A 14,855-nucleotide genomic window follows, 5' to 3' on the forward strand; every position below is an offset into this window, starting at 1 on the left:
TGCCGTTGATTTGTTGTTGCGCCCCTGGTCGTGGCCTTTGGCCAGGGTGGGTTTGCCGTTTCCCGTTGCGTCTGCTGCCGTTGTTTGGTTACTGCCTGCTAGCAAGGCTCTGGCCGTTTCTCCGGTCGGTTTCCTGGGTTTTCTGTGCTTAGTTCTCGCCGCTCCGTCTTCGTAGGGTATCCGCCCTAGCTCGCCGGTTTCTGTTTAGGTCCACCTTTACAGGCTACGTTTCTGTTTAGCGCCCCGAGTCTCACGCGGTCTTCTAAGCCCCCTGCGCTTAATACTATTGTACCATTTTTTAGCACTAAAAAATGGTACAATAAAGAAGTAAAAAGAGAGTTTTTGTGATCTCTAGAATCAATATATTTCAATGCTTTTCTGGATTTTAGAAGATTTTATTTAAACTCTCTTTTAAGTAAGGTTGTGCATAAAAGTGGAGTGATCTGGTTGCACCCAAATCACTCCGTGCACATCTTGCCTACCAATTAACCAAAAGGAAACAAGATGTACGAGTTAGATTTTAGTATCTGCCAGGAAGCGCAGGAACGACAGGACTTGGAAAAAAATGAGGAATGGGGCTTTGCCATGCTGGAGCTGGCAGAGCTGGTGAAGCGATGGGGAAAGGTTGCGATCGCAACTGAACTAGCCAAGTTGCCAGACACCCCACCGATGCAATATCAACCGCTATGCGCCCAGTGCGTGAACTGGCGACCGCCGCGACCTATCGAGCTATCCAATGGCAGCACCTATATGAGCCTGGGGCTATGTGAGCTACGAGCGGCCAGCGACCTGGCGCAGATGCCGCAGCACTACGCCGCGAAATGCAGTTTCTATGAGCCGGATACGCCGTTTTAGATGCCGTTGCACCGATGCGGGAGTAGTGCCCCGCTCAGTTATTAACTCGACACATCGACAACCAATGAATAATTCACCTCTAAAAAACGCATCGCAGCAAAGCGTCTGGCAATGGGTCACGCTGAAGTTTAATCCCACTGAGCCCAAAACCAATAACCCAGAATGGCAGGCACAGCACTCCGTGTTAGTTGTCTTTGAGAACGGCGGAGAACAGCGCATCTACTTTAACCCTGGGATATTTTCCCGACTCAGAAAGGGGGATGTGATTTTATGTCATTACCGAACTGGGAAATGGAGAGTCGCGAAGGAGCAAGCACCGGAGCTAATGCAGACGCTAGAGAGTCGCACGGTTGCACCCCATGAGCGAAACGAGTTTATGCCACCGGCTAGCGATCCACGCCCCACAGCGCCGCCTAATTTAGCAGCAATACCAAGCCCACCGCAGGCAACGCCAGTAAAGCAGCCAACGAGTCATGATGTAGCGGAAATCGTGAGCATTTTCAAAGAGCTGCAAGGTGCGTTGCCGGAGGCGCAGGAAACAACGATACGAGCGTTTTCGAGCACGTTGTTTATGCAGCGGCGTAAGGAGGAGTCGGAGTTTTAAGAAGCGTTCGCAGCCTTGACAATGACTCAGGGCTGCGACATCAGATACCCTTACCCTTCGTTCTCTCCTTCCTCGATCTGATGAATATATTGAATGTCTGATGAGGCATTTTCTGGTGACCGGCCATCGATAACGACATGGCATCCATCCGAATTGCATTGCAGTTCAATCAGACCTGGATATTTGGAAAATACAGCACTCAAGATAACAATACCTACACTCGCCACAGCAATGATGGCGATGTGATTGACGGTAAATCCTAGTTTCATTGGCTTAGTCCTTATGTCCTTGGGGTGAAACTGACTGACGTCGACGGTGAGGCATCTCTAGGACTGAGCCCTTCTTGAATTGGATAAGAACGGATTACCCAAACCCCATGGCAGCCTGATTGAATCTGCTGTGACTCAAAGCAGGAATGCTATGGATGGAAGCCTTATCTATCAGGGATTTTGCTAGTTTTTAGTTCAGATATTAACTAAAAAGTGATCAAAAGTGATCAAAAGTAACTATACGCATAATTACACACCCCTTTTATAGATGTCAGGAGTCTTGAGCCAAAAAGAGTTTTGCCCCTTTGCTATGCATGGGTTCTAATCTTGAAGTACAGAACACTTGAAGTAATTAATGGAATCAAAATGGTAGGCAGTTAAGCGTCTAGCTTTTCCACTTTCCAGGCGGTTTCAGTAATGCTGTGGTTAAGGAAGAGTCTAAGAAGACCAGAAAGCGGCTTCCATGGTAGGGGAGCCGGGCCAGTGGTATTTCATGGATTCAACCGCCTTATCTGCTCCGCGATGGACTCCAGCGTATTACCCAGCTCGGTGCGGTCCATCTGCCCAATGGCATTGCCCACCGTTGTTCGACTGCTAACCACAACCGTTAACTCGTTTGTGCTAATTAGATGCTGAGCCAGGGCAGCTTTTGCCGGTAACGATAACTGCTCAATTCTTTGATAGATATCTGTAACCAGACTTTTGTCGTGTGCGCTAATAACGACCTCAATGCTCTGGTTATTCAATTCATCCATAAAAATTTTGATGCTCACACCTGATTAAGGAACACTATGTAGCCTTATACGGACACAGGCGATTGAGGGATTACGGATTTTTCAATGTATTCTGGGCTACTCTGGGTTTCCTTAAGGCGACCAGCTAATAACCCCAGCATGGTGGCGATGCCATCGGGATTTAAATCGTCAACAAAAACTTTAAGAAATAAGAACTGTTTAGCCTCTGGTGGTAGGGCACTGAGTAGCTTTTCCAGGTTGTCTGAGCGGATGTCACTGCCATTACGGAAGTTGCTAACTGTGGCTTCGCGCAGTCCTGTGCTGATGGCCAGGGACTTACCGGTTAAGCCAAATTCCTTGAGAGTGAGGTCAAACGCTTCGGAAAAATTCATGCTGTTACTTTAAAAAGTAATCGCTTGGTGTATGATTACAATCAACTTTGATGTGGGCTATATAAAATTACCGTCAACGGTAATTTATGCCTTCATTATGCCACCTTTGTCTAATGAGTCCCCTCATTTGTCAAGGAACTGGTTAAAAAGTTAAAAACCCACCCCTGGCAGGAGGCGGGTCGAAAGCTTGTTTGCATTACTGCTTGCAAGCAAATTAAAAATAACTTGGTCACATTATATGACAAATACCCATGCTTTTTCCAGCCCCCTGGAAGAAAAATCGCGCTACGTGCATTTAGACGAAGCGACGGTTAACCGTTTAATTGATGCAAAGTTAACCGCAGCTCAGTACCGTGCAGTGCTCTACTTTTCGCTAGTGGACCCCTTTGGTAATCGGTTTGTAGAGACCGGGGGCCAGATAGCCAGACAACGCCTGGGGATTAGTCGGTCAACCTATTACGATGCCCTAGCAGCGTTAGAACGTGAAGAATTATTTGAGTTTGAGGATGTATCCCTACGTGTGAGAAACCGGGAAGGCTGTAAAGCACCCGAAAAATACTCTGACCAGAAAGTAGTCCGAAAAATCAAACTGCTGTCCGAAAAATCGGACTCAATTCCGAAAAATCAAACTGCTGTCCGAAAAATCGGACTCAATTCCGAAATTTCGGAAAATCGATCTCTAAAACCTTCTGATATCAAGACTTCTGAGTCTCTTCAATATCCTTCACTAGATCTCAATAAAGATCAGAATGATCCATTAAGAGAGAGAGAAACCCAAATTTCTATTTTTGAGATAAAACCGGATTACAGGGATTGGTTGCTTGCTAAAGCCAGCCGCTTACCAGAGCAGCCCACACTACGGGAACTGTGGCTAGAAAAACAGAGCGTAAATCCTGCCAACTTGCGTGAATATGATGCATGGCAATCGGTACAGCAGCAAGTAGATCCCCTTCCGCCGCCGCGTTCCCCAGAGCAGTCTGAGTCGGAAGACGAAAGCATCGCCGCGCGGCTAGCACGCTATCAGCGTCAGTGGGCTGTAGTGCCCATGCGTAAAGGAATGCAAAATGCGATCGCAACCCACCCCGAATGGAACATTGACATCGGCCCCGACGGTCCCCGCTGGCGACCGATTCCCCCAGAACACAGTTCAGACCAACCTACTGAGCCAGAACCGGAAGCAGCTGCGGTGTTACATCGCATTAAAAACGCCATCGCAACGCAGTCGCCGATCACCCCGCAGCTGCAGGCCGACGCTGAACGCTGCCATATCGATATCCTGAAACTCCAGGCAGAATGGGACTTAGCTGCCAGCCCACCGGGCAACGCTGACGACCACATGCGGCAAGCGGGGTGAGTGTTATGAACCTGTCTCCAGACAATGTGAAACAGCTTCCTGACGTAGAATCTTCTGATCGTGATGGCCCAGGTCATGGAGAAATAACACCGTTACAGGCATTTCTTCAGACCAACCCCACTGCTAAACAACGTCGAGCTTTTCTTAAAAAGCATGGCTGTTGTCCCCGTTGTCGTCGTTCACGCTTTGACTGGATAGGATGGCGGCATTCTTGGCAGTGCGCTCACTGTTTCTATCTGTGGCGAGTCGGTATAGAGGAGGACTGACGGCATGCCAATGGATCGACGTCTCTATCCTGACCACTGGGATGAGCTAGCGTTAGCGATTAAAACCGAGGCGAACTGGTGCTGTACCGAATGCGGGCGGCCCTGCCGCCGCCCTGGCGAAACGCGAGAAGCGGCTATCTTTCGGCTAACGTTGACGGAGCATCCTACGGTAGCAGAGCTGTGGGAGCCGAGCGGTACGGATGCGGTGGTGTCTAAGCTGGGGCGATTTACGTTGACGGTGGCGCATTTGGACCATCAGCCGCAGAATTGCGATCGCAACAACCTAAAAGCGCTCTGTGCTCCCTGTCACGGGTCGTATGACCTGAAGCAAATGGGCCGTAAGCGTGTACTCAAAGCAGAACGCCATGGGCAGCTACGCATCGACGACGTATTAAACGGGACGCAGCTGGCCTTATTGCCCGACGTATCGCCCTATCCCATCGTTAATCCCTGTTCTGGGGGAAAGGTGGCTGTATGGAGAAAGCGTGGCCCTGCGGTGGAAAGTCGGCGGAAGCATCGGGAGAAAGGTAATGCCTCTGGCTGGATTGAAGAGCGGACGGGGAACCGGAAGCGGGCGAATCCTAGTGTGAGTTATTACTATCGGTGGGATAGCCATAAGGGCCGGGTGAGTGAGTATATACGCGCGAGTCAGGTGACGCGGGTGGCGAGGTTGATTGAGGCGGAGCGGCCTGCGTTGGAAATTTTGCGGGTTGTTGTTAAAGGCAAGAGAAAGATTTCGGGTGTGTCGGCGGAGTTGTTGAAGTGAGGATGATTGAGTGGCGAATGCAGAGCATTTACAGATTCTGAGACAGGGGGTAGGCAAATGGAATCAGTGGAGACAGAATTTGGGGTTTGTTACCCCGGACCTAAGTGGAGCCAACTTGAGTGGAGCTAATTTGGAGGGAGCTGAACTACTTGGAGCCAATCTGAAGGGAGCCAATCTGAAGGCAGCTCAACTGTTTAGCTCCGATCTGACTTTAGCCGACCTGAGTGGAGCCAATCTGAGTGGAGCCAACCTGAAGGCAGCCAATCTGGGTGAATCTAATTTGAGTGGAGCTGACCTGAGTGGAGCCGACCTAACTTTAGCCGACCTACATGAATCCGATCTACGTGAATCCGATCTACGTGAATCCGACCTGAGTAGAGCGACAGTTTTGGAAACTAACTTTGAAAAAGCTGTATTTACGGGCGCTTGCTTAGAAGATTGGAACATCAACAATGCTACGAACTTTGAGGGAACCATCTGTGATTACGTCTATCTGAAACATGGTTTCGGTGATGGATTTCAAGAGCGTCGCCCTCGGGAAGGGAGCTTTCAGCCTGGTGAATTTGCGGCTTTATTTCAACAAGCCGTAGACACTGTAGATCTTATCTTCAAAGATGGTATCGACTGGCAAGCCTTCTTTCAATCCTTCCAAGACCTCCGCAGTCAATACGCCGATCAAGACCTTTCTATCCAGGCTATCGAAAAGAAACAGGGCGGTGCCTTTGTTGTTCGTGTAGAAGTAGCCGAAGGTGCTGATAAGACAGCGATTGAGAGCAGAGCAAAAGAACTCTATGCAACTAAGCTGACCCTTTTAGAACAACGCTACCGAGCCGAGCTACAAGCTAAAGACGGTGAAATCGTCGCCTATCGGGAGCAGAGTGCAAACTTGATGGAGATTATCAAGTTGCAAGCAGCGAGGCCCCCTATGTCTGATACTCCCAAGTACGATATGCGCGGTGCCCAATTCGCTGGAGGCTTCGCCGAAACCGTCCAAGGCGATCAAATCGGCGGCACCATCAACAACCAAGCCGCCGAAACCCCATCCCTTGCCGAGGCCGCCGCCGAAATTCAAAACCTTCTCAAGCAGCTAGAAGTATCTAATCCCGCTACGACGGAGGTTGAGCAGACAGCGTATCTGAGTGCGATGATTCCGCCGACGCGGCGAGAGCGGTTTATTGGGGCGTTGAAGGCGGCTAGCGGAGCTGCGATAGAGGAGGTGCCGTATGGGACGGTGCTGAAGGCGTTGGTTGAGGGGTGGCAGAATCCGAATGGATAGGATGGTTGGTTGTTGAGAGTGAGGGTTGAGGGGTGGCGAATGCGGAGCATCTAGAGCATTTTAATCAGGGGGTAGAGGAATGGAATCAATGGAGAGAACATAATTCTGAGATTCAGCCTGATCTGAGTAAAGCTGATCTACGTCTAGTCAACCTGAGATTGGCTAACCTTCGTGGGGCTCACTTAGCCTACCTGCGTGAAGTCGAACTGAGTGAAACCGATCTAAGTGGTATCAATCTTAGTTCAGCCAATCTGAATAAAGTCAACCTGAATGGAGCCACTCTACGTGGGGCTGACTTACGTGGAGCTGACCTACGTGGAGCTAATTTGAATGAAGCTATCCTACATAAAGCTAATCTGAGTGGAGCTAACCTGAGTGAAGCCAGCTTACGTGGAGCTAACTTGCATAAAGCCGACCTGATTGGAATCAATCTAAATAGAGTTGACTTGAGTGGAACTAACTTGATCGGATTCAATTTAAGTAGAGCTAACTTGCGTGAAGCCAATTTGCGTGAAGCTGAGTTACGTGGAATCAATCTTCAGGAAGCTAACCTGTATAGAGCCAATTTGCGTGATACTGACCTGAGTTGTGCTCAAGCTTTGGGAGCTAGTTTTGATAAATCGGTATTTACAGGAGCCTGTCTAGAAGACTGGAATATAAACAGCTCAACAAGCTTTGAGAATGCAATCTGTGAGTATGTTTACCTCAAAGTCAATCAACAAGAACGCCGCCCTAGAGAAGGCAACTTTAAGCCCGGCGAGTTTGCAGCGCTATTTCAGCAAGCCGTAGACACCGTAGACCTGATCTTCAAAGACGGTATCGACTGGCAAGCCTTTTGCCAATCTTTTCAAGAGCTCCGTTGCCAATATGCTGACCAAGACTTCTCCATCCAAGCTATTGAGAAGAAACGTGGCGGCGCATTTGTTGTTCGTGTGGAAGTTCCACCAGAGGTTGACAAAACTGTTGTTGAGAGTCGTGCAAAAGAACTCTATGCATCTGAGGTTAACGCGTTAGAAGCTCAGTACGAAGAACGTTTACGATTGCAAGGAGAACATCTTGAGGATGCACGTCAAACGATTGAAGTAGAGCGCCGAGACAAGGCGTCACTAATGGCGTTAGTGTCTACTATGGCCAGTACTCAGCAAGGACCGAAGTACGACCTTAGCGGTGCCCAATTCGCAGGAGGCTTCGCCGAAACCGTCCAAGGTAACCAAATCGGCGGCACTATCAACAACGCAGCTGCCGAAACGCCTTCCCTCGCTGAGGCTGCAGCCGAAATTCAAAACCTGCTTAAGCAGCTAGAGGCGTCTAATCCCGCTGCGACCGAAGCAGACCAAACGGCGTTTCTCAACGTGATGATTCCGCCGACGCGGCGGGAGCGGTTTATTGGGGCGTTGAAAGCGGCTAGTGGGGCTGCGATCGAAGAGGTACCGTATGGGGCGATGCTAAAGGCGTTGGTTGAGGGGTGGCAGAATCCGAATGGGTAGGGTGTTTGATTAGTTGCTGAAGTGAGGGTGACGTGGCTAATAAGGAGCATGTAAAGCGGCTTCAGGAAGGGGTTGAGGCATGGAATGCTTGGAGAGAGAATGCCCCCGAGATAAAGCCTGACCTGAGTAGTACTAGCCTAAATAGCACTAACCTGAGTCAAATTGATCTGAGTGAAGCTGATTTGAGTGATACCGAGCTATTTGATGTTGATCTAAGTGGCGCTGACCTATGTGGTACCTGGCTTTATAATGCCGATTTGCGTCTAGCTAATCTAAGCGGTGCTAACCTAAGCGGTGCGTTTCTCCATGATGCTGACTTAAGTGAAGCTGATCTGAGTAGCTGTAATCTGCATGGAGCGAACTTGCATTGGGCTAACTTGCTAGGAACAAATCTGAATAAGGCTGACCTTACTAACGCTGACCTTAGTTACTCCTCAGTTCTCAATACCAGTTTTAAGCAATCAGTTCTTACGGGAGCTTTTCTACAAGATTGGAACATCAATGGCGAAACAGTGTTTGATGATGTGTCCTGCGACTATATCTATTTCAAATCTGACGGTACAGAGCGCCGTCCTAGGAACAGTAAAGATATATTCAACCCCGGCGAGTTTGCGGCCCTTTTCCAGCAGGTCGTAGATACTTTAGATCTTATCTTCAAAGACGGTATCGACTGGCAAGCATTTTTCCAATCCTTCCAGAACCTCCGCAGTCAGTACGCTGACGATAATCTGTCTATTCAGGCCATTGAGAGGAAACAGGGAGAGGCATTTGTTATTCGTTTAGCGATGTCTCCAGGGTCTGATAAGGCTGCTGTTGAGAGTTGTGCAAAAGAACTCTATGTTTCTGAAATCAAAGCTTTGGAAACTCAGTATGAAGAGCGTTTGCGATTGCAGGGGCAGCATCTTGAGGATGCGCGTCAGACGATTGCAATAGAGCGTCGAGAGAAAGCAACACTAATGGGAGTGATGACAACTATGGCCAATAGTCAGCAAGGTCCAAAGTACGATCTACGTGGTGCCCAGTTCGGCGGTGGCTACGTCGCAGGAAACGTCGAAGGCAACCAGTATGGCGGCATCATCAACAACTACGGCTCCAATGCCGAAGACATCACGTGTCTACTCACCGCCCTCCGCGACCAGGCCCAAGATTTCCCCACCGAGCAAAAAGACGACGCTAACGACGTTCTCGACGACCTAGAGCGCGACCTCGCAGAAGAGCAGCCCGACCAAGGCCGCATCGGTCGCCGTTTAAAGAGGCTGGTTGCCCTGGGCGCTGCCATCGGCACGCTTGCCAGCGGAGCCGCCGCTGTCTCGGGCGACGTTTCCACGTTTACCGGCAACGTTATCGAGCTAACGGAGCAGCTGGGGATTCCTATCGAGCAAGTGCAGCTGCCGCCGTCTGGCACTCCGTAAGTTGCTGCAGCAACCATCAGCTAACTATCACTAACCACCTATTTAATAGAGCATTAGCTACTAGGAAAAGTCCTAGACTGATGCTCTAATTTTTTGCTGCCTTTCAACTCAAACCCTATCGATTCTGAGGGCATCTATCCGAAAAATAGCCCAGTAGATCGTCCCATGTACGTAAGGGCGTTTTTCCGTTTCCATGGAATCTTCACCGGAATTCCGGTGGAACTCCGGAAACCGTTTTTTATTTGGCATTCCACTATATGGGGTAGCAAATAAAATTGTGCGGGACATGACTGACCGGAATTCCACCGTTGAACACCAGCTACGGCCAGATGAACTGATGGCGGAGCTTGATATTAAAAAGCAGGCTTACTATACCTACCTAAAGCATTTAGGAATCAAAGCAGAGAAGGATTCAAAAGGTAAGGTTTATCTGACGAAGGCGCAGGCAAATTTGGTACGTGAGCTGCGTGCCCATGTCGTTGGTGGTGGAAAAATTGAGGACTTTGAGGTTAGTAATAGCGACCCGGCAGCGCTGGTAAAGGCTGAGGCAGGTGAGATGGATGCAGCGGAACAGATGCCGGAAGCGAACCCAGCGCAGGACCTTGATATGAATGAGCTGGTCCGTGGGGCGGCGGAGTTGGCAGGGCATCGGATGACGGTGGCGCATCAGTTGATGCTACAGATGGCGGACCAGATGACCTATGAGGATTTGCCAGACGAGGTAAAGGTAAAGGTGGACTCGGTGAGGCAGGCGACTAACCCAAAGTCTCAGAACCTGGCGACCATGGCCAGCGACCTGCTCAGCCAGTGGCGACAGAAACGACAGGAGCTACAAACTGCATAGACCCCCAAGGCTTTGAGCATGTGTGCGCTGCTATCCAGGCGGGTAGTAGCGTACTGGTGTTGGCGGAGTTGGGGATGGTTGATGATTTTCCGGGGCTGGTGGCGAAGCGGCTGGCTGGGGAATTTAGTGTTGCAACTGCCACCTACAAAGGCTCTGGCAAACGGTTCTTTGTAGCATTGGCTGAGCAGTTGGATATCCCCACCGTGGAGCCGAGGTACGACCGCAACGGCGAGGTGGTGGGCGATAAGCCTATGACCATGGACGCTTTGAAGGATGAGATTTTAGAAAACGTTGGACCGCAGACGCTGCTGATACTACCCGAAGCGAAGCGTCTGACCACGGGTATGCGCTATTGGCTAGAGGATGCGATGGCGGCGGGAGTGCGGCTGTGTTGCTTTGCTGCTGCGAATCCGTTGAAGGATGTGTTTTTAAATCTGTTGGAGATTGAGCTGAAGCTGCCCAGCGACCGGGATATACGTACGGTGATGCAGCGCGAGGCTCAGGCTCAAGGACTGCAGCTGAGTAAGTCGCGGTTGGCGGAGTTGCAACCGTTGGCGGGACGGAATCCGATGCTGGCGCGGAAGGTGGTTAGGAATGAGCGGCTGGGGCTGAATCGGTCAGCGAGTCCGCAGCATACGCAGTATGTGGTGGTGATGCCAATTGTTGTTGCCTGTTTGATGGCGTTTGGCATTGTGCGGTTTATTGGGATGGGAACGCGTAACAAGAGCCTATATATATTTGGTGGTACAGCGCTGGTTGCTGGGATGACGATGAAGCAGTTGGGGCAGGTACGCGGGGCGCGGAAGCGGTTGGGGCAGTGAATCAGTACGTTATAGAAGTACGTGTACCACGCCTTGGAGAATCATCAAAAATTGCTCCTCTGCTTTTGAGATTACTTTTTTGTGATGTTGTAAGTCCAATACCTTTACCAAATTGTGCTTGTCTGACTTGAGCATTGGCAAAGTTTGCCTGTCGAAGATTTGCTTCTGTGAGGTTGGATTTCAGGAGAATCGCATTGCTGAAGTTGACTTTTACTAGATTGGCACCTTGAAGATTGGCACCTTGAAGATTGGCACCTTGAAGATTGGCACCTTGAAGATTTGTATTTCTAAGATTTGTTTTCAGAAGGATTGCGTTTTTGAAATCAGCATTGCTGAGAATACTGCGATGGAGATTTGCGTTACTGAAATTAGCTTCGTTGAAGTTTGCTCCGCTGAGATCTGCTCTACTAAAGTCAGCTTTGCTGATATTAATACTGCTGAGGTCGGCTCCTGCAAAATCTACTAATGGATCGAGTTCAGCTAAGGCTGCAAGCTCGAAAAAATCTGTCGATTCTGCATCTAAAATTTGCTCGATTTTGTTTTCTAGCTCTTCGAATGCAATAGGTTCAATCATAATCCCAAGTTATTTCACTAAACGGGGCGGACTCAATTTCGGGCTTAATATATCGTTTGGCTAAAAGTCTTTCAATAATTGCGAATTTGTTTCTTATGATTTCTTTTGCACCAAAAAGACTGCCGTCCACCATATGAACATCTTCGCTTTTGACATTAAAAGTAGCTTTTAACTTGCATGGTAATGAGAGTGTTTCCAGAATTCCGAGCGGTTCTTTTTGTTTGTCATCTACGAGTAGATCATCCTCCTGGCCCTGCACTTCAAAGATCCAGGTAGGTGAGGTTTCTGGGCCGGCAAATGTAATTTGTGGCTCATCTGATTTCCATGTTTTTGAGATCGTCATCTTCCCTGTCATACTGCTATTGAAGCCTGTTTCACTTACACCAGCAGAGGTACTAGCTTCTCTTGAAGTTGTATTTTCTACTTCAACTGTCTTGTCAAGAAATGTCGCTAGCTTGATTTTTTCTAACGGCATTATGCAGTTATTTAGGAAAAGTTTTAAAGTACCACGTTTAATTCCAAAAACTGCTTTGCCTTCTTTGAACCCTAATCTCTTACCTGCAGGAATTGGTATCTCTTGAACTTTGTTGAAGATTACGGTCAAGCTAATATTAATATCGGTACTGTCTTCTTTCATTTCAGAACAAATGAAAGAAGATGATATGTTTGCTTTAGAAAAATGCAGTTTTACCGATACGCATCCTGGAAACCGATCTTTGAGAGTGGGTTTTGGCAATCTGTACATAACAAACTTCTAATTAAGGCACGCCAGCGTAATCAAAATGAGCATTTTCAGCTCGTTGATGGATAATAGTACTTATCTACGTTGAGATGGTAAGGCCTTTGCTCCTGAAAAATTACAACCAATTTTGTTGATATCTCCCTGAAGTAATTGGACAGTGAGGTTGAGGTCACAGCCCTAAGCGTTTATAGTGCTCGTCTCTTTGCTCTCTAGTGGATGTTGATCTTTTTGAATAGCCACCGCTTAACCGTGAGCAGTGTTGTCCAACATGAAACGGCTCCATACATGAAGAAGATTTTCCAGCTAGCAACGCTAAGGTCTTTCATGGCCTGACGGAAGATCAGATCGGCTTCCTGTCTAGGTTTTTCCTCGGGGTGATCGCATAAATAGTCGTGAATGACAGTTGCTTTTCCGTAGCGACCAACGGGTGGAAAGATTGGCCACAAGGGGCGAGGAACACTAGCAAAATCAGTGGGATAGTCTATGGGTACCGTAATACATTCATGGCTATCTTTTGTATTGAAGTGATATTCAAATTTTTGAGTTAGTTTGAATCGACGACGATATTCTTTAGGGTTGTCTACAAACTCTAACTTAAGGGGCTTTGGGAAAGGTTCCATGGGGCCTTTGGAGATGCATTTGTTTGTTGTCGACTATCTTAAGAATGTTGTTTTTGGGTTTTATCTTACCCTATGACACTTTGTTAAATGGATATTAGGGGAAACATGATTCTTTAACTCAATAAGAGACTTTTTTGTAGTACCCAAAAGGAGTATTTTTAGCTACTGAGCTGACCATCATTACCTATTAACGCTGCCTCAAAAGCTCGCAACCCCACAAATCCCAACCTAACCCTTATCCCTGGGCAACTTAGGGCAGTGGAGCAGAGCCAGAAGGGATGGATAAGCCAACGAATAGCCTTTGCAAAGACCCTGGAGAGTTGAGCCATCAGGAGCAGCGGGCGTTGATGCACCAGCTAGAACGGCGTTTTCAGGGACGGCAATTTATGAGTAAGGAAGAGGGGGAAAGCGCTGTACGGGCTGCGATTGGTGAGTATCTAGGGTGTAGCCCTCAGGCTGAGTCAAATGTGGTGTGGGTGCTGTGGTGTGGCCTGGTGGTGGTGCTGCTGGCGGGTGTTTGGATGTATCGTTATCGGCGGCAGGGTTTTGTCGGATGATGGCAATTACCCACGCTTGCATTGCAACCGCAGGCGCATCCTTATTACTCGGCACCGCCCAACCACTCCCGTTAGCGCTCGCCGTCCTGGGTAGCCAGCTACCAGATATCGACACAACGACTAGCATCATCGGCCAGGTCTTTTACCCCATCAGCTCATGGATAGAAGACCGCTTTCCCCATCGCAGCGTCACCCATTCGCTGGTGGCGACGGTGGCCATTGCAACGGTATCCTTGAGCATCGGGGCAGCGCTGGGTGATATCAAGACGGCGGCAGCGGTGCCCTTGGGGCATATGCTCAGCTGCTTTGCTGATTGTTTTACGCGCCAGGGTGTTCAGTTGTTTTGGCCTGACCCAGCCTGGGCGATCAGTGTGTCTAACCCCAAGCGACGGATACGGACGGGGGGACCGGCGGAGTATTGGGTGTTGTCGGTGGCCGTGGCGTTGTTGCTGGTGGGTATCTGGTTAGCTGGTGCGGGTGGTGTGCAGACTCAGGTCAGTCAAGGTCTGGGGCTGCGGGATGGGGCGTTAGCGACGTATAACACCCATGCGGCCAGCGCTGAGGTGTACGCAGAGATAACGGGCGTATGGGCCGATGACCGGACACGGGCGGATGGGCGCTATCTGATTTTGGATGCGGTGGGCCGTGAGTTCATCGTTACCGATGGTCAGGGTGTTTACCAGACGGGTAAGCAGCTGCTGGTGGAGAAGCTGACGACGGCGACTGGTGCGACGCTGATACGGACGACGCAGACGCTTACGTTGAATGATGAGGATGTAGTATCGCGGTTGCAGGCGCTGCGGATGGCGAACCCGTCAGCGCGGATCTATCTGAGTGGTTCGATTACGGTGGATTTTCCTGAAGAGGTAACGCCTACGGTGCTGCCGAGGCAGTTGTCAGCGGTGACGGTGATGGGTGAGTCGGTGGAGTTGCAGTATTGTGATTTGGAAGTTGCGATCGCGTTACTGGGCGATCAGTGGGCAGCTGGGGGTATGGCGGCTCTGATTCTTCAGTGAAAATGTATTTCATTTAAGCAAGGTTTGTATTACCAAGAAAGTACTATTTGTAATAGTTAAGACCTTATCTGACACATCCTATAAACTCACACTGAATTAGGAGTGTCACAATGAATAGCCAAGACAAGATCGTCAAGAACTTCTAGGCATCCTTAATCTAGCCAAGGAAAAACAATTAGATAAATACGGAGAAAAGAGTGTTAACAATCAAACATGGCCTGACAGATATCTAGGTGTCAGATAATTCCCTTCTGTTGGATGATGTT

At 49.1% G+C, this 14,855-nt stretch carries 18 protein-coding genes; 12 read left to right on the forward strand and 6 right to left on the reverse strand.

The features are described 5' to 3' along the window. Positions 1 to 504 precede the first annotated feature (504 nt). Together SPB21_RS35385 and SPB21_RS35390 are read left to right on the forward strand one after the other, a co-directional pair. On the forward strand, positions 505 to 855 hold the full coding sequence (locus tag SPB21_RS35385; RefSeq protein ID WP_499869718.1) for a hypothetical protein: 351 nt from the start codon (positions 505 to 507) through the stop codon (positions 853 to 855). A 64-nt stretch (positions 856 to 919) separates the two neighbouring features. Beyond that, positions 920 to 1,459: a hypothetical protein gene (locus SPB21_RS35390; protein WP_499869719.1), complete on the forward strand. Its 540-nt coding sequence runs from the start codon at positions 920 to 922 to the stop codon at positions 1,457 to 1,459. 50 nt (positions 1,460 to 1,509) lie between these two features. Here SPB21_RS35390 and SPB21_RS35395 read toward each other — a convergent pair whose 3' ends face one another. The 3 genes from SPB21_RS35395 to SPB21_RS35405 form a co-directional block, all read right to left on the reverse strand. Then, positions 1,510 to 1,728, reverse strand: coding sequence for a hypothetical protein (locus SPB21_RS35395; protein WP_499869720.1), 219 nt, complete (start codon positions 1,726 to 1,728; stop codon positions 1,510 to 1,512). Positions 1,729 to 2,219: 491 nt separating this feature from the next. After that, complete coding sequence (locus SPB21_RS35400; RefSeq protein ID WP_499869721.1) at positions 2,220 to 2,501, reverse strand: hypothetical protein; 282 nt, start codon at positions 2,499 to 2,501, stop codon at positions 2,220 to 2,222. Between the two features lie 26 nt (positions 2,502 to 2,527). Further along, a complete protein-coding gene (locus tag SPB21_RS35405) occupies positions 2,528 to 2,854 on the reverse strand; it encodes a helix-turn-helix domain-containing protein (RefSeq protein WP_499061102.1) in 327 nt (108 codons plus the stop codon). Between the two features lie 238 nt (positions 2,855 to 3,092). Between SPB21_RS35405 and SPB21_RS35410 the strand changes: the two genes are divergently transcribed. From SPB21_RS35410 to SPB21_RS35445, 8 genes are all read left to right on the forward strand, one after another. Beyond that, positions 3,093 to 4,208 carry a hypothetical protein gene (locus SPB21_RS35410; protein ID WP_499869722.1) on the forward strand — a complete coding sequence of 372 codons (1,116 nt, stop codon included), beginning with the start codon at positions 3,093 to 3,095 and terminating at the stop codon, positions 4,206 to 4,208. 5 nt (positions 4,209 to 4,213) lie between these two features. Next, a complete protein-coding gene (locus tag SPB21_RS35415) occupies positions 4,214 to 4,474 on the forward strand; it encodes a hypothetical protein (RefSeq protein WP_499869723.1) in 261 nt (86 codons plus the stop codon). A gap of 4 nt (positions 4,475 to 4,478) precedes the next feature. Beyond that, a complete protein-coding gene (locus tag SPB21_RS35420; protein WP_499869724.1) occupies positions 4,479 to 5,240 on the forward strand; it encodes a hypothetical protein in 762 nt (253 codons plus the stop codon). A 10-nt stretch (positions 5,241 to 5,250) separates the two neighbouring features. Continuing rightward, positions 5,251 to 6,516, forward strand: coding sequence for a pentapeptide repeat-containing protein (locus SPB21_RS35425; RefSeq protein ID WP_499869725.1), 1,266 nt, complete (start codon positions 5,251 to 5,253; stop codon positions 6,514 to 6,516). 32 nt (positions 6,517 to 6,548) lie between these two features. Beyond that, positions 6,549 to 8,003, forward strand: a complete 1,455-nt coding sequence (locus SPB21_RS35430; protein ID WP_499869726.1) for a pentapeptide repeat-containing protein — start codon at positions 6,549 to 6,551, stop codon at positions 8,001 to 8,003. 32 nt (positions 8,004 to 8,035) lie between these two features. After that, on the forward strand, positions 8,036 to 9,415 hold the full coding sequence (locus SPB21_RS35435; protein ID WP_499869728.1) for a pentapeptide repeat-containing protein: 1,380 nt from the start codon (positions 8,036 to 8,038) through the stop codon (positions 9,413 to 9,415). Between the two features lie 193 nt (positions 9,416 to 9,608). After that, entirely contained in the window at positions 9,609 to 10,259 is a 651-nt protein-coding gene (locus tag SPB21_RS35440) for a hypothetical protein (RefSeq protein WP_499869730.1), read from the forward strand. Continuing rightward, positions 10,223 to 11,080: a hypothetical protein gene (locus tag SPB21_RS35445; protein WP_499869731.1), complete on the forward strand. Its 858-nt coding sequence runs from the start codon at positions 10,223 to 10,225 to the stop codon at positions 11,078 to 11,080. Before SPB21_RS35440 ends, SPB21_RS35445 begins: the two co-directional genes overlap by 37 nt. 1 nt (position 11,081) lies before the next feature. Here SPB21_RS35445 and SPB21_RS35450 read toward each other — a convergent pair whose 3' ends face one another. From SPB21_RS35450 to SPB21_RS35460, 3 genes are all read right to left on the reverse strand, one after another. Next, entirely contained in the window at positions 11,082 to 11,654 is a 573-nt protein-coding gene (locus tag SPB21_RS35450) for a pentapeptide repeat-containing protein (RefSeq protein ID WP_499869733.1), read from the reverse strand. Further along, on the reverse strand, positions 11,647 to 12,291 hold the full coding sequence (locus SPB21_RS35455; protein ID WP_499869734.1) for a hypothetical protein: 645 nt from the start codon (positions 12,289 to 12,291) through the stop codon (positions 11,647 to 11,649). Before SPB21_RS35455 ends, SPB21_RS35450 begins: the two co-directional genes overlap by 8 nt. Positions 12,292 to 12,605: 314 nt before the next feature. Then, positions 12,606 to 13,016, reverse strand: a complete 411-nt coding sequence (locus SPB21_RS35460; RefSeq protein ID WP_499869736.1) for a DUF1353 domain-containing protein — start codon at positions 13,014 to 13,016, stop codon at positions 12,606 to 12,608. A 278-nt stretch (positions 13,017 to 13,294) separates the two neighbouring features. On the opposite strand from SPB21_RS35460, the gene SPB21_RS35465 reads away from it, so the two are divergent. Both SPB21_RS35465 and SPB21_RS35470 read left to right on the forward strand, forming a co-directional pair. Beyond that, positions 13,295 to 13,573 carry a hypothetical protein gene (locus SPB21_RS35465; RefSeq protein ID WP_499869737.1) on the forward strand — a complete coding sequence of 93 codons (279 nt, stop codon included), beginning with the start codon at positions 13,295 to 13,297 and terminating at the stop codon, positions 13,571 to 13,573. Then, positions 13,498 to 14,589, forward strand: a complete 1,092-nt coding sequence (locus tag SPB21_RS35470) for a metal-dependent hydrolase (protein ID WP_499869739.1) — start codon at positions 13,498 to 13,500, stop codon at positions 14,587 to 14,589. The genes SPB21_RS35465 and SPB21_RS35470 overlap by 76 nt, the downstream gene beginning before the upstream one ends. The last annotated feature ends 266 nt before the right edge of the window (positions 14,590 to 14,855 follow it).

The sequence above is a fragment of the Leptothoe sp. ISB3NOV94-8A genome, assembly GCF_043421595.1.
Lineage (GTDB): Bacteria > Cyanobacteriota > Cyanobacteriia > Phormidesmidales > Phormidesmidaceae > Leptothoe > Leptothoe turfae.

Excerpts from the sequence above, each read along its gene's own strand:
- SPB21_RS35385 (WP_499869718.1), top strand. The coding sequence starts at position 505 with ATGTACGAGTTAGATTTTAGTATCTGCCAGGAAGCGCAGGAACGACAG.
- SPB21_RS35390 (WP_499869719.1), top strand. The coding sequence starts at position 920 with ATGAATAATTCACCTCTAAAAAACGCATCGCAGCAAAGCGTCTGGCAA.
- SPB21_RS35395 (WP_499869720.1), bottom strand. The coding sequence starts at position 1,728 with ATGAAACTAGGATTTACCGTCAATCACATCGCCATCATTGCTGTGGCG.
- SPB21_RS35405 (WP_499061102.1), bottom strand. The coding sequence starts at position 2,854 with ATGAATTTTTCCGAAGCGTTTGACCTCACTCTCAAGGAATTTGGCTTA.
- SPB21_RS35410 (WP_499869722.1), top strand. The coding sequence starts at position 3,093 with ATGACAAATACCCATGCTTTTTCCAGCCCCCTGGAAGAAAAATCGCGC.
- SPB21_RS35415 (WP_499869723.1), top strand. The coding sequence starts at position 4,214 with ATGAACCTGTCTCCAGACAATGTGAAACAGCTTCCTGACGTAGAATCT.
- SPB21_RS35420 (WP_499869724.1), top strand. The coding sequence starts at position 4,479 with ATGCCAATGGATCGACGTCTCTATCCTGACCACTGGGATGAGCTAGCG.
- SPB21_RS35440 (WP_499869730.1), top strand. The coding sequence starts at position 9,609 with ATGGAATCTTCACCGGAATTCCGGTGGAACTCCGGAAACCGTTTTTTA.
- SPB21_RS35450 (WP_499869733.1), bottom strand. The coding sequence starts at position 11,654 with ATGATTGAACCTATTGCATTCGAAGAGCTAGAAAACAAAATCGAGCAA.
- SPB21_RS35455 (WP_499869734.1), bottom strand. The coding sequence starts at position 12,291 with ATGAAAGAAGACAGTACCGATATTAATATTAGCTTGACCGTAATCTTC.
- SPB21_RS35460 (WP_499869736.1), bottom strand. The coding sequence starts at position 13,016 with ATGGAACCTTTCCCAAAGCCCCTTAAGTTAGAGTTTGTAGACAACCCT.
- SPB21_RS35465 (WP_499869737.1), top strand. The coding sequence starts at position 13,295 with ATGGATAAGCCAACGAATAGCCTTTGCAAAGACCCTGGAGAGTTGAGC.